This is a genomic window from Streptomyces sp. 840.1 (assembly GCF_003751445.1).
GTDB lineage: Bacteria > Actinomycetota > Actinomycetes > Streptomycetales > Streptomycetaceae > Streptomyces.
On sequence record NZ_RJUU01000001.1, the window covers coordinates 2,115,639 to 2,128,408 of the forward strand.

General features: G+C 72.3%; 11 protein-coding genes. 8 read left to right on the forward strand and 3 right to left on the reverse strand.

Annotated features, from left to right (window positions below; genetic code table 11):
* Positions 1-13 precede the first annotated feature (13 nt).
* The 4 genes from EDD93_RS09695 (at position 14) to EDD93_RS09710 (ending at position 5,114) form a co-directional block, all read left to right on the forward strand.
* Positions 14-2,533 carry an MFS transporter gene (locus EDD93_RS09695; protein ID WP_123524762.1) on the forward strand — a complete coding sequence of 840 codons (2,520 nt, stop codon included), beginning with the start codon at positions 14-16 and terminating at the stop codon, positions 2,531-2,533.
* A gap of 291 nt (positions 2,534-2,824) precedes the next feature.
* Positions 2,825-3,643, forward strand: coding sequence for a YceI family protein (locus EDD93_RS09700; protein ID WP_123524763.1), 819 nt, complete (start codon positions 2,825-2,827; stop codon positions 3,641-3,643).
* A gap of 25 nt (positions 3,644-3,668) precedes the next feature.
* Positions 3,669-4,139: a PPOX class F420-dependent oxidoreductase gene (locus EDD93_RS09705; protein ID WP_123524764.1), complete on the forward strand. Its 471-nt coding sequence runs from the start codon at positions 3,669-3,671 to the stop codon at positions 4,137-4,139.
* Positions 4,140-4,181: 42 nt separating this feature from the next.
* On the forward strand, positions 4,182-5,114 hold the full coding sequence (locus tag EDD93_RS09710) for an NAD(P)-dependent oxidoreductase (protein WP_123524765.1): 933 nt from the start codon (positions 4,182-4,184) through the stop codon (positions 5,112-5,114).
* A gap of 99 nt (positions 5,115-5,213) precedes the next feature.
* Here EDD93_RS09710 and EDD93_RS09715 read toward each other — a convergent pair whose 3' ends face one another.
* Entirely contained in the window at positions 5,214-5,660 is a 447-nt protein-coding gene (locus EDD93_RS09715) for a DUF5707 domain-containing protein (protein ID WP_123524766.1), read from the reverse strand.
* Between the two features lie 289 nt (positions 5,661-5,949).
* Between EDD93_RS09715 and EDD93_RS09720 the strand changes: the two genes are divergently transcribed.
* From EDD93_RS09720 to EDD93_RS09730, 3 genes are read left to right on the forward strand one after another with little or no spacing between them, the layout of a single operon-like run.
* Positions 5,950-8,328, forward strand: coding sequence for a histidine kinase (locus EDD93_RS09720; protein ID WP_123524767.1), 2,379 nt, complete (start codon positions 5,950-5,952; stop codon positions 8,326-8,328).
* A complete protein-coding gene (locus tag EDD93_RS09725; protein WP_123524768.1) occupies positions 8,325-9,005 on the forward strand; it encodes a response regulator transcription factor in 681 nt (226 codons plus the stop codon). The genes EDD93_RS09720 and EDD93_RS09725 overlap by 4 nt, the downstream gene beginning before the upstream one ends.
* Positions 9,006-9,034: 29 nt before the next feature.
* A complete protein-coding gene (locus tag EDD93_RS09730) occupies positions 9,035-9,352 on the forward strand; it encodes an SCO4225 family membrane protein (RefSeq protein WP_123524769.1) in 318 nt (105 codons plus the stop codon).
* An 8-nt stretch (positions 9,353-9,360) separates the two neighbouring features.
* On the opposite strand, the gene EDD93_RS09735 is transcribed toward EDD93_RS09730, so the two are convergent.
* Together EDD93_RS09735 and EDD93_RS09740 are read right to left on the reverse strand one after the other, a co-directional pair.
* Positions 9,361-10,134, reverse strand: a complete 774-nt coding sequence (locus tag EDD93_RS09735) for a TetR/AcrR family transcriptional regulator (RefSeq protein ID WP_123524770.1) — start codon at positions 10,132-10,134, stop codon at positions 9,361-9,363.
* A 104-nt stretch (positions 10,135-10,238) separates the two neighbouring features.
* A complete protein-coding gene (locus tag EDD93_RS09740; protein WP_123524771.1) occupies positions 10,239-11,762 on the reverse strand; it encodes an MFS transporter in 1,524 nt (507 codons plus the stop codon).
* Between the two features lie 143 nt (positions 11,763-11,905).
* Between EDD93_RS09740 and EDD93_RS09745 the strand changes: the two genes are divergently transcribed.
* Positions 11,906-12,769, forward strand: coding sequence for an endonuclease/exonuclease/phosphatase family protein (locus tag EDD93_RS09745; protein WP_123524772.1), 864 nt, complete (start codon positions 11,906-11,908; stop codon positions 12,767-12,769).
* The last annotated feature ends 1 nt before the right edge of the window (position 12,770 follow it).

Below are 12,770 nucleotides of genomic sequence, written 5' to 3' on the forward strand. Positions count from 1 at the left end.
GACAAGGATTTAAATGGCTACGACCACACCAACCGGTGTGCGGGGCGGCCACGCCAAGCACGGAGGGCACGACTCCTCCGACGGCACGCCGATGACACACCGGCAGATCATGGAAGCACTCACCGGGCTGCTGCTCGGTATGTTCGTCGCGATTCTGTCGTCCACCGTCGTCTCCAACGCCCTGCCGGAGATCATCTCCGACCTCGGCGGCAGCCAGAGCTCGTACACCTGGGTCGTCACGGCCTCGCTGCTGGCCATGACGGCGACCACCCCCCTGTGGGGCAAGCTCTCCGACCTGTTCAGCAAGAAGCTGCTGGTCCAGATAGCCCTGATCATCTACGTCCTGGGCTCGGTCGTCGCCGGTCTCTCGACCAGCAGCGGCATGCTCATCGCCTGCCGTGTGGTGCAGGGCATCGGCGTCGGCGGTCTCTCCGCCCTCGCCCAGATCGTGATGGCCGCGATGATCGCCCCGCGCGAGCGCGGTCGCTACAGCGGCTACCTCGGCGCGGTCTTCGCCGTCGCCACCGTCGGCGGCCCGCTGCTCGGCGGTGTCATCACCGACACCAGCTGGATGGGCTGGCGCTGGTGCTTCTACGTCGGCGTGCCGTTCGCGGTCATCGCCCTCATCGTGCTCCAGAAGACCCTGAAGCTCCCGGTCGTCAAGCGCGAGGTCAAGGTCGACTGGACCGGCGCCTTCTTCATCAGCGCCGCGGTCTCGCTGCTGCTCCTCTGGGTGACCTTCGCGGGCGACAAGTACGACTGGATGTCCTGGCAGACCGGCGCCATGCTGGTCGGCTCCCTGGTTCTGGTCCTGCTCTTCATCTTCACCGAGTCCCGGGCCAGTGAGCCGATCATCCCGCTGCGGCTCTTCCGCAACCGCACCATCACGCTGGCCTCGGTGGCCTCGCTGTTCGTCGGTATCGGGATGTTCGCGGGCACCGTCTTCTTCAGCCAGTACTTCCAGCTGGCGCGCGGCAAGTCGCCGACGATGTCCGGTGTGATGACGATCCCGATGATCACGGGTCTGTTCCTCTCCTCCACCATCTCGGGCCAGATCATCACCAAGACGGGCCGCTGGAAGATCTGGCTGGTCAGCGGTGGCTTCCTGCTCACCGCGGGGCTCGGCCTGCTCGGCACCATCCGGTACGACACCACGTACTGGCACATCGCGATCTTCATGTTCGTGATGGGTCTCGGCATCGGCATGATGATGCAGAACCTGGTGCTCGCCACGCAGAACCAGGTCGACCCCAAGGACCTCGGTTCGGCCAGCTCCGTCGTCACCTTCTTCCGTTCCCTCGGTGGTGCCATCGGTGTCTCGGCACTGGGCGCCGTCCTGGCGAACCGTGTCACCCACTACGTCAAGGACGGCCTGAGCGACCTCGGTCCCCAGGGCGCGTCCATGGGCACCGGCGGCGGGGGCATCCCCGACCTGGACAAGCTGCCCGCGCCGCTGCGTACGGTCGTCGAGGCGGCCTACGGACACGGCGTCGGTGACGTCTTCCTTTACGCGGCCCCGGCCGCACTGCTCGCCTTCCTCGTCACGATCTTCATCAAGGAGGTTGCGCTGCGGACGAACGCGGGGAACGACGCCCCGGCCCCGGCCGAGGCAGCACCCGTCGAGGCCGTCCCGGCACAGGCAGCGGCCCCGGTCGACGCGGCGGCCCTCGCCGACGCCACGTCCGGTACCACCGCGCTGGTCTCCGAGGGAACGGCCGGGGTCACCTCGGTCGACACCCACCAGGACGCTCCGGTGGCGACGCTGCAGGGCACCGCGGTACGCGGTGTGGTGCGCGGCGCCGAGGGCGCGCCCGTCGGGCACGCCGCCGTCACGCTGATCTCGCTGGGCGGCCGGCAGCTGGGCATCTCGGCCGCGCAGGCCGACGGCAGCTACGGCCTGGCCGCCCCGGGCGCCGGCTCGTACGTGCTGATCGCCTCCGCCGACGGCTTCCAGCCGCAGGCGTCCACCGTGGTGGTCGGCGAGGAGCCGCTCAGCTACGACATCCTGCTCGCGGGTACGAGCGGGCTGGCCGGAACCGTGCGGGCCGCCGAGGGCGGTGCGCCGGTCGAGGGCGCCATGATCATCGTGACCGATGTCCGCGGCGACGTGCTGGCCACCGGCAAGTCCGGCGAGGCGGGCGAGTTCGCCTTCGGTGAGCTGGTCCCCGGTTCGGTGACCGTCGCGGTCAACGCGGCCGGCTTCCGCCCGATGGCCCTGCCCGTCGAGGTCGGCGGCCAGGGTGTCACCCGGGTCGACGCCGCACTGCGGGCCGGCGCGCTGGTCCAGGGCGTTGTGCGGGCCGGCTCCGGCCGGCGGCCGCTGCCGGACGCGCGTGTCACGCTGATCGACGCGGCGGGCAACGTCATCGCCAACTCGACGACCGGGGAGGACGGGGCGTACGCCTTCACCGACCTGGACGCGGGCGAGTACTCGGTCATCGCGACCGGCTACCCGCCGGTGGCGGGCGCCCTGACCGTGGCCGGTCGCGGGGTCGACGGCCACGACATCGAGCTCGCCCACCCCGGCGAGTAACCGGTCCGGTCACGGACGCGCAAGAACGCCCGGGAAATCGGGGGGTGGGTGAAGGAGCGGGGGCGCTTACCCACCCCCACGACGCCGCCCCCTGATTTCCCGGGCGGACCAGACCCCTGGCCGGACAGCACTTCGAGCGGAGAGGCTGTCAGGGCCGGTGGAAATGGGCCCCGGTGCGGGGACGGCAGGCAGGGGACGGCCTGCCGCGTCCGCCCCGGGGCCCGACTCATTGAGTGACCCGTACCGGGAGCGGATGGGCCATTGAGCAAGGACGCAAGGAGAGAAAACGGGATGGGACTTCGCGCACAGGTACGGACGCGGGACGGCTGGGCCGTCCAGCACGCGGTCGTGACGGTCACCGACATGACCGGTACGCAGGTGCTGCGGGCCGCCGCCGACGAGGACGGGGCCGTACGGGCCGACGCCCGGCTGCCCGCCGGCGCCTACACGGTCATCGTCACCGCGGTCGGGTACGCCCCCGCCGCATCCACCGCCCTCGTCACGGCGAGCGGCCGGGTCGAGGCCGGCACGGTGGTACTGGCCCGCCAGGGTGGTGTGGAGCTGCCGCCGCCGGGCGTCTGGTCGCTGGACCCGGCGCACTCCTCGGTGGGCGCGGTCGCCCAGCACCTGGGCATCTCCAGCGTGCACGGCCGGTTCACCGACTTCGGCGGCCGGATCGAGATCGCCGAGGACGTGCAGCGCTCCCGGGTGGACGCGGTCATCAGCGCGCCCAGTATCGACACCGGCAACGGCATGCGGGACAAGCACCTGCGGTCCCCGGACTTCCTCGACACGGACCGCTTCCCGGAGATCACCTACCGCTCCAGCGGGCTGACCCCGGCCGGACCCGACCGGTGGACCGTGCACGGCGAGCTCACACTGCACGGCGTCGCGCGCTCCGTCGACCTCGACCTGAGCTACCTCGGCACCGGCCCCGACCCGTGGGGCGGCGTGCGCGCGGCCTTCCGGGCCACGGCCGAGCTGCGCCGCGAGGACTTCGCCATGAACTACAACCAGGTGATCCAGGCGGGCATCTCCGCGATCGGCACGACCCTGCGCGTGGAGCTCGACATCCAGGCCGTGCAGGGCGATTCCGTTCCGACGGCCTGACCCGCACGGTCGTAGGGTCTGTTCCATGGCATCCAACATCGCGACCAACACCGCCGTGGAACTCGATGAACTGCTGGCGTTCGTACGGCCCCGGCACCGGGCGATCCTGCTGACCACCCGGTCCGACGGCCGCCCCCAGGGCTCCCCGCTCACCTGCGGCGTCGACGACGCCGGCCGGATCGTCGTCTCGACGTACCCCGAACGGGCCAAGACCCGCAACGCCAAGCGGGACGAGCGGGTCAGCCTGATCGTGCTGTCCGACGAGTGGAACGGGCCCTGGGTACAGATCGACGGCTCGGCCGAGGTGATCGACTCACCGGATTCGGTCGAGCCGCTCGTCGAGTACTTCCGCAACATCTCGGGCGAGCACCCCGACTGGGACGAGTACCGGGCGGCGATGCTCAAGCAGGGCAAGTCCATCATCAGGATCACCCCCGAGCGCTGGAGCCCGGTGGCGACGGGCGGCTTCCCGGCCCACCTGGCATCCGGTGGCTGAGGGCAGGCCCGGCCGGGCGACCGGGGGCGCCGGGGCCGCCCGGTGAACACGCCCCCGGTCAGTACCGAACTCCTCGCACGGGCAAGGCTGCTGGCCGCGCCCGGCCTCGCCGCGCCCGTGGCCCGCTCGCTGGAGCGGATCGCGGGCCGGCCGGTGGAGCGGGACGGCGGCGTACCGCAGGAGCCCTACGTGTACGTGGGCGCCACCCTGCCCGAGGCCCTGCGCGGGGACGGGCTGCTCTGGTTCCACAGCGTGAACGCCGGTACCGACGCCCTGCTGGACGCCGGACCGTGGCCGCCCGGGGCGCTGCTCACCCGGACAGTGGGGCGGATGGGCGAGCGGATCGCGCAGTACGTGCTGGCCTGGGTGCTGGCCGACTGCCAGTCCGTACCGGAGTTCGCCGCACAGCACGGGCGGGCCGAGTGGCGCCGCATCCCCTCCGAACTCGCCTCCGGGCAGACCGCGTTGATCCACGGCACCGGCCGGATCGGCTCGGCCGTCGCCGCGCTGCTGCGGGGCTGTGGCATCCGGACGGTGGGCGTGGCGCGCACCCCGCGCGAGCTGCCGCCCGGCTTCGACGCGCTGGCCGGGCCGGACGAGCCGGTGGACGCCCGCTGGGTGGTCGCCGCCCTTCCGCTGACCGGGACGACGGCCGGGTACTTCGGCGCCGAGCGGTTCGCGGCCATGGGCGGCGCCTCGTTCATCAACGTGGGCCGGGGCGCGACCGTGGACCTGGCGGCGCTGGAGGGAGCGCTGCACGCGGGGACGGTGGGGCGGGCGGTGCTCGACGTGCTGGCGGACGAGCCTGCGGGACCGGGCGACCGCTGCTGGCGGCTGCCCCGGACGGTGGTCACCTCGCACTCGGCGGGCATCACGGCGGACGAGGACATCGTCACGGACTTCGCGGCGTGCCTGCGCGACCTCACGGCGGGCCGCGTCCCGGCGCTCGCGGTGGACCCGGCGCACGGTTACTGATCCGCTGCCGCCCCGGAAGAAGCCGCCTGCGTACCGGGAACGGTCTGCCGGAAGGTGCTTCCGGCAGACCGCCTCACCGACCGACACTTCCCGCGCGGGTCAGCGTGTGATGTCGAACGTGGCGGCGCGGGGCACGAACGTCGTGCCCCCGTCCTCGGCCGTCGCCAGGGCCGAGAGGTGCCAGGTGCCCTTGTTCAGGTCGGCCTCCCGCTTCGTCACCTTCAGGGTGTAGACGCAGCGGGCGCTCCCCTCCGATGTGCTCCGGCACTTCGCCCTCTCCGCCGGGCCGAGCTCCGCCTCGGTCGGGTCGAGGTGCGAACTCGCGGGCCATGCCAGAACCTTGAGGCTGCGGATACCCGATTCGTCGCGTACGTCCACGGTGTAGGTGAACGAGCCCGCGCTGCTGCCGGACGGAGCCGTATAGCGAGCCGATCCGTGTTCCAGGGCCGGCTCCGTGGGGGTCGAGGCCAGGGCGAGGCTGCCGTAGGCCGTTGCGCCGAGGGCGACCGCGGCGATGAGCGAGGAAAAGAGAATGCGCTTGGACATGGGAGACCCTCCTGAGTGCGCCTGATGGCGCGGGAAAGCTGGACTGGATGCGTGCAAGAGCGTGGAAACACCGCCGGCAGGGACGGTCCTGGAAGAAGTCGCAGAAGCGGTGGCCGACCGCGTTCTCGATGTGATCGAGCCTATGACCGGGACAACCGCGTCGTCCTCGCGCTCCAGGACGACTGGCGCGTCGAACCACAGGCAGAGGCTCTCCAACCCAGGTAAGAGGCCGTCATCCGCCTCCAGCCGGAGGCGGGCCCCGCGCCTGCGGTCATAGCCTTGATCCGACATGAACCGAACCGACGACCGGCTGCTTCCGGTCCTGCTGCTCTGCGCCCAGGCCGTGGTGTGGCCCGGGGCGCCGCTGCTGCGCGGAGACGTGCCGCCCGCGTCCGCTCTTCTCGCGGCGGCCATGGTCGCCGGTGTGGTGACGGCCGCGCTCGTCCTGCGGCGTAGCCGCCCGGTGGTCACCCCGGTCGTCGTCGCCGCCGCCTGCGCGCTGGGCGCCGGGCCGCTGCCCGCCGGGGCGACGGCGGTGCTCGGGACCGCGGGTGTCGCGCTGGCACTGTTCACCGTGGCGACCGGAACCGACGCCTTCACCGCCGTGACGTGCGTCGTGGCGCTTGCCGCCTGGCAGCTCCTGCAGGGGATCAGCCTGCACGGACTCAGCGACCGTAACGGGCTGGACGTCGTCCTGACCGCCCTGCTGTACGCCGCCGTGTGCGGCGCCGGGCTGCTCGTGCGGCGAACCCATCGCGCACGGCGGGCGGCCGAACAGCTACTGAAACGGGCCGAGTTCGAGCGCCATCGGCTTCCCTCGGCCGAGCAGCGCCGCATGGAGCGGGAGCTGCACGACGTGAGCGCCCACCATCTGACAGCCGTGGTGGTCACGGCGGGGGCGGCCCTCGGGTTGCGCGACCGCCGTCCCGAGCTCGCCGGGCAGGCACTGGAGTTCGCGGTCGAGACCGGCAGCGAGGTCACCCGCGCACTCGGTGCGGTACGAGCGCCGTCCCCTTCCCACGGGAGTGCGCCGTCGCCGCAGGAGCGGCTCCTGGACCTGGTCGCGGGGTTCCGGCGCCTGGACCAGCAGGTGGACTGCGAGATCGCCCCGCTGCCGGAAGGCGCCGTCGCGGACGCGGCGTACGGCATCGTGCGCGAGGCCCTGACCAACGTGGCCCGGTATGCCCCCGGCGCGCAGACGAGGGTGCTGTGCCGGTACGGCGACACCCGCACCGACGTCGTCGTCACGAGCACGCGTTCGCCGGCCGGTGCGGTGGCGCACGGTGCGGGACTCGGCAGCGGCCGCGGGCAGGGATTCCTGCGCTCCCGCGCCCGGGAAGCGGGCGGCACGGTGCACAGCGGCCCGACGGCCGACGGCGGTTGGGAGGTCAGGGCGGAACTGCCGGGCCGGACGGCCACGACGGCGGAGCCGTCCGCGCCGAGGTCCTACCGCGTGGCACAGGTGGTGGCGGCGATGGCCCTGGTCACGCAGCCGCTGCTCCCCACCCTGGTCATCCGGTCCCAGGACGCGTCGAGCGGCACGCCGTCCGCGGGTGTCCTCTTCGCGCTGCTCGCTGCGGGCCAGGCGATGGCCCTGCTGTGGCTGGGGAGGGCTCCGCGGACGGTGTACGGGACGCTGCTGGGGCTGGCCCTGTTGTGGCCGGTGGCGATGGCGGCGGGGAACTACGGGGGCCCGGTCCTGCTCCCTCCCGCGTTGAGCCTGCTGGTCACGAGCGTGGCCCTCGCGATGGAACCGACCCGGATCGCAACGCCCCGCAAGGGGCGCGGAGCCGTACCGAAACCCCGCCCCGCCCCGATGCGGGTCCCCCATGAGTACGGGGGCGACGAGCCCCCACCGGCCCGCGGCCACGTCACGGCCACTCTCCTCACGGTGCTGGTGCACGCCGCGGCCGCCACCGCCGCAGTTCTGCACCGGGGTACGGCCGCTCCCGTCTGGACGGTCGTCGCGGGGACCGCGGTGGGCGCGGCCCTCACGGGCACCGCGGCTCACCTCACCGGACGCCGCCGCGCCCGGTGCCGGCGCCACGACCGCCGCGCCCACGACGAACGCGTCGCCGCCTGGACCGAGGAGGCCGTCCGCGACGCATGGACAGAACGCCGCCGGATCGCCGCCGGTCTGGAAACGACGGTACTGGCCCGCACCGCCGACATGGTCACCGATGCGGAGGCGGGCCGGCTCGACGCGACAGCGACCCGCGCCCGCGAGGCCCTGTCCGCGATGCGCGCCCTGCTCGACACCGTCCGGGACGGCGAGACAGCGCCCGGACTGCGGCCGCAGCCCACCCTCCAGGCGCTCGACCTCCTCGCCCACCAACTCCGTGCCACCGGACGCGACATCGAGATACGGCTCACCGACCGGGTACCCGAACGACTGCCCATCGCCGTCGACCTGGCCGCCTACCGCGCCGCCGAGACAGTGCTGACGGCCGGCGGCGAGGAGCCCGCGACGCTCGAAGTCGATGTGGAGAGCGATACGCTGACGCTCACGGCCACGGGGGTGCCCCGGGCCGCCGGCTCCGCCGTACGGGAACGGCTGACCACGCGGATCGCGGCGGTCGGCGGCACCCTGACCACCGGCCCGTGGGGGACGGTCCGCCTCCGGCTGCCACTCGCCGTTGTGCAGGACAACGAGGAGAGAAGCCGATGAGCCTCAACGTGCTGGTCGCCGACGACCAGGGCATCGTGCGGGCGGGGTTCGCCGCCGTGATCGACGCCGAGGAGGACATGACGGTCGTCGGCGAGGCCGCCGACGGCGCGGCCGCGGTGCGACTGGCCGAAGAGCTGGCCCCCGACGTGGTCGTCATGGACGTACGCATGCCGGAACTGGACGGCATCGCCGCCACCCGCATCATCACCGGACCGGAGAACGCGCCCCGCGTTCTCGTTCTGACCACCTTCGACCTCGACGCGTATGTCCTGGAGGCGCTGCGCGCCGGGGCGTCGGGTTTCCTCCTCAAGGACGTACACGCTTCGCAACTGCTGGAGGGTATAAGGCAGGTGGCGGCAGGCGAGAGTGTGCTGGCCCCCTCCGCGACCCGCCGCCTCATCGGCCACTTCGCAGCCGGGCCGCCCGCCGCGGTCCCGGCCGGGAGCTACCCCGCACTGGACAGCCTGACCGGCAGCCAGCGGGGCGTCCTCGCTCTGGTCGCGGCCGGACTCACCAACGCGGAGATCGCCGGCCGGCTCGGCATCACCGTGGGCACCGTGAAGTCCCACGTGAACGCGCTGCTCCGCAAGCTCGGCCTGCGTGACCGCGTGCAGGCGACGATCCTCGCGTACGACCTCGGCCTCGCCCGCCCGAACCCGCCCGGCACCCACCTCTGACCACCGAGGCGTACCAAGGAGCTGATCCCATGACCGATACCGATACCGGCCGGTCCGTCCCGCGCCGGCTGCGCGACCGCGTCGGCGTCGTCGGCCTCGTCTACCTCGGTCTCTGTGCCGTCCTGCTCGTGTGGGCCCTGGTGGTGACCGCCATGGACAGCTCGGACGAGTCCATGGCCGGTGTCATCCCGGTTCTCGCCAGCGCCCCCGCCAGCCTCGTGTTCCTCGTGCTGCCGGACAACAACGCCATGTTCATCACCGCCATCGCCCTCGGGGCGGCGGCGAACGCGGCGATCATCGGCTGGTGCACCCGCGCACTGCGTCGCGGCGGTCGCACGGACCGGTAGTGCTTGATTCAGGCCGGGCTCGCGCCGCGTGCGCGCATCGCCTCGATGCCGGCGATCAGCAGGTCGAGGGCGAAGGTGAAGTCCCGCTCGCGCATCTCCTCCACGGTGTCCCCGCCGCGCGCCTCGATCAGGCTCTGCGAGGCCGCCATCAGCTCCTTCAGCTGCGGCTGGGTGCGGATCGTGCCCAGCGCCTGCCGGTAGAACTCGTCCTGGCTGAGTCCCGCGTCCGCCGAGCGCTGCACGACGTGGCCCTCGATGGTGCCGAATCCGTACACGAACTGGAAGACCGCCGACATCGCGCCCGTCTGATGCCTGAGCGGCAGCCCGGTGGCGCGGACGGCGTCCTGCATGGCGTACGAGAAGAGCAGCGAGTGCGGGCCGATGTTCAGGTAGTTCCCGGCCAGCGCGGAGGCCCAGGTGTGCCGGACGAGCATGCTCCGGTAGCTGGTGGCCAGTTCGCGCAGCCGCTCACGCCAGTCGGCTTCTGCGGGCGGGGGCGCGATCTCGGCGAAGACCGAGTCCAGGGCCAGTTCCAGCAGGTCGTCCTTGGTGTCCACGTACCAGTAGAGGGACATCGCCGTCACGTTCAGCTCGGCGGCGAGGCGGCGCATGGAGAATTTGGCGAGGCCCTCGGCGTCCAGCAGCCGGACCGACGCCGCCGTGATCCTCTCCCGGTCGAGACCGTCCGGCTGGTCGGCCTTCCGGCTGCGCGTCGGTGACCTGCCGTCGAGCCACACACTGGTCCTGGCAGGGTTCTTCACGCGATCGGCCGCGGACACCATGGCGCACTCCCTCGTCTCGCCGGCGGGACGAACCGGATACGTACTCCATGCCCACTCCGTGCCCAAAAACCGGAGTCGTACGGTCCGCAACGTCCCGCCCGATGCTATGCCGCTGCCGCGGCCGGGTCAGCCCGAGCCGATTCTCCTCGCTCCGCACGGCGCAGCAGCACCGCGGCCAGCACTCCGCCCGCCAGCACCGCCACCGCGCCGGTCAGCTGGCTCGCCTCAAGACCCGAGGCGAAGGCGTCCGTGATGCGCTGCCGCTCCCCCGCCCCGCTCGCCGCGGCCAGTGCCGCGGGCAGCGAGGCCGCCCCCACGGCCGTCGGGACGAGCGTGGAGAAACGGGAGTTGAGCACCGCGCCGAGCACCGCGACCCCGAGGCCGTTGCCGCATTCGGCGAGGGTGCCGTTGACGCCGGCGCCGACGCCCGCCCTCGCAGGCGGGATCGCGCTCATGATCGCGTTGGCCATGGCGGGCGCGGCGAGCGAGATGCCCGCGCCCATCACGACCAGGCCGAGCAGCATGCCCCCGTACCCGCTGCCGCCGAGCAGCGCGATCGAGGCCAGGCCTGCGGCGAGCAGGCCCATGCCGGAGGCGATGGTGACGGGCGTGCCGAGCCTGGGCAGCAGCCGGGCGCCCAGCCCGGCGAGGTTGAGCACGATGACGCTCACCGCCAGCGGAGCCGTCCGCAGACCGGTCTCCAGCGGGCCGTAGCCGAGGACGAACTGGAGCTGCTGGGTGAGCAGGAAGAGCGAGCCGCCCATCCCGAACGCGACCAGGATCGCGCCCGCGACCGCGCCGACGAACCGCTGGTTCCGGAAGAAGTGCATGTCCAGCATGGGGTAGGGGATGTGCAGCTCCCACAGCACGAATCCGGTGAGGACGGCGACCCCGGTGAACGCGGTCAGCAGCACCTGGCCGGAGGTCCAGCCGTGCCCGGGTCCGGAGATGATCGCGTACACGACCGAGGCCATGCCGATGGTGGAGAGCAGCGCGCCGAGCAGGTCCGGGCGGTCCCCGGTGCGGCTCTTGGACTCCGGCACCAGCCGCGCCACGGCCACCAGGCCGAGGAGTGCGACCGGGATGTTGACCAGGAAGATCGCGCCCCACCAGAAGTGGTCGAGCATGACCCCGCCGATCAGCGGGCCGACGGCGAAGCCGAGCGAACCGACGGTCGACCAGACGCCGATCGCCTTCACCCGCTCGGTGTCGTCGAAGATCTGGACGACGACGGCCAGCGTCGTGGTCATCAGCAGGGCGCCGCCGATGCCCATGCCGGCCCGTGCGGCGATCAGCTGCGCGGAGGTCTGGGCGAGCCCGGCCACCAGCGAGCCGACGCCGAAGAGGGCGAGCCCGGCGAGCAGCATCTTCTTGCGGCCGTAGCGGTCGGCCGAGCTGCCGGCGGTCAGCAGCAGACCCGACTGGACGAGCGAGTAGGCGTTGATCATCCACTGCACGTCGGCGGTGGAGGCGTCCAGTTCCCGGGTGAGGGAGGGGATCGCGATGTTGAGGACGGTGTTGTCGAGCACCACGGTGAGCTGGGCGAGGCAGATGACACCGAGGATCAGCCAGCGCTGCGGATGGCTCGTCTGCGTGAGGGGGTTCTGCTCGGCGGCGGACGCCGTCATTCGGACTCCCGGGCGTTCGGTCATGAGGCCCTATACGGTGTACAGGGAAACTGTTGTACACCGTATAGCCAGCTCTTCGCGGCCTACAACCGACTTTCCCGCGGTACGGTGCCGATCGCTGATCCGACAAGGGCTGGAGTGGTATGTCACTGCGTCGCCGTACGGTGGAAGTCCTGGTTGCCGCAGGCCTGTTGGGGGCGGCACTCGCGCCTCCGGCGACGGCTGCGGGGCACGGGCCGCAGGGGTCGGTACCCCTGCGTGTGGCCACGTACAACATCCATGCGGGTGCGGGCATGGACAACGTATTCGACCTCGACCGGCAGGTGGCGGAGCTCCGCTCGCTGCACGCGGACGTCATCGGGCTGCAGGAGGTCGACGTCCACTGGGGCGCGCGCAGCGAGTGGCGGGATCTGGCGGGCGAGCTGGGCCGGCGGCTCGGCATGCGGGTCTCGTTCGCCCCGATCTACAGCCTCGATCCGGCCACGCCGGGCGCGCCGCGCCGCGAGTTCGGGGTCGCGGTGCTGTCCCGGTACCGCGTGGTCGGCGCCGAGAACCACGACATCACCCGGCTCTCCACCCAGGACCCGAACCCGGTCCCGGCCCCCGGACCCGGCTTCGGTGAGGTGGTGCTGCGGGTGAAGGGGCTGCCCGTGCACGTCTACGCCACGCACCTGGACTACCGCGGCGACCCGTCCGTCCGGATCGCCCAGGTGGCCGACACCCGCGGGATCATGGCCGAGGACCGGAGGCAGGAGCGGGGCCCGGTGCGGCAGATCCTGCTCGGCGACTTCAACGCGGCCCCGGCCGCTCCGGAGCTGGCCCCGCTGTGGGAGGAGCTGACGGACGTCGAACCGGGCGGGCCCACCTTCCCGGCGCAGGACCCGGTGCAGCGGATCGACTACGTGGCGGTGTCGAAGGACACCGTGCGGGTACGCGGCGCGGCGGTGGCCGGGACTCTCGCCTCGGACCACCGCCCCGTCGTCGCGGACCTGTTGCTGCGGCGCTGAG

Excerpts from the sequence above, each read along its gene's own strand:
- EDD93_RS09700 (WP_123524763.1), top strand. The coding sequence starts at position 2,825 with ATGGGACTTCGCGCACAGGTACGGACGCGGGACGGCTGGGCCGTCCAG.
- EDD93_RS09730 (WP_123524769.1), top strand. The coding sequence starts at position 9,035 with ATGACCGATACCGATACCGGCCGGTCCGTCCCGCGCCGGCTGCGCGAC.
- EDD93_RS09695 (WP_123524762.1), top strand. The coding sequence starts at position 14 with ATGGCTACGACCACACCAACCGGTGTGCGGGGCGGCCACGCCAAGCAC.
- EDD93_RS09735 (WP_123524770.1), bottom strand. The coding sequence starts at position 10,134 with ATGGTGTCCGCGGCCGATCGCGTGAAGAACCCTGCCAGGACCAGTGTG.
- EDD93_RS09745 (WP_123524772.1), top strand. The coding sequence starts at position 11,906 with ATGTCACTGCGTCGCCGTACGGTGGAAGTCCTGGTTGCCGCAGGCCTG.
- EDD93_RS09725 (WP_123524768.1), top strand. The coding sequence starts at position 8,325 with ATGAGCCTCAACGTGCTGGTCGCCGACGACCAGGGCATCGTGCGGGCG.
- EDD93_RS09720 (WP_123524767.1), top strand. The coding sequence starts at position 5,950 with ATGAACCGAACCGACGACCGGCTGCTTCCGGTCCTGCTGCTCTGCGCC.
- EDD93_RS09740 (WP_123524771.1), bottom strand. The coding sequence starts at position 11,762 with ATGACGGCGTCCGCCGCCGAGCAGAACCCCCTCACGCAGACGAGCCAT.
- EDD93_RS09705 (WP_123524764.1), top strand. The coding sequence starts at position 3,669 with ATGGCATCCAACATCGCGACCAACACCGCCGTGGAACTCGATGAACTG.
- EDD93_RS09715 (WP_123524766.1), bottom strand. The coding sequence starts at position 5,660 with ATGTCCAAGCGCATTCTCTTTTCCTCGCTCATCGCCGCGGTCGCCCTC.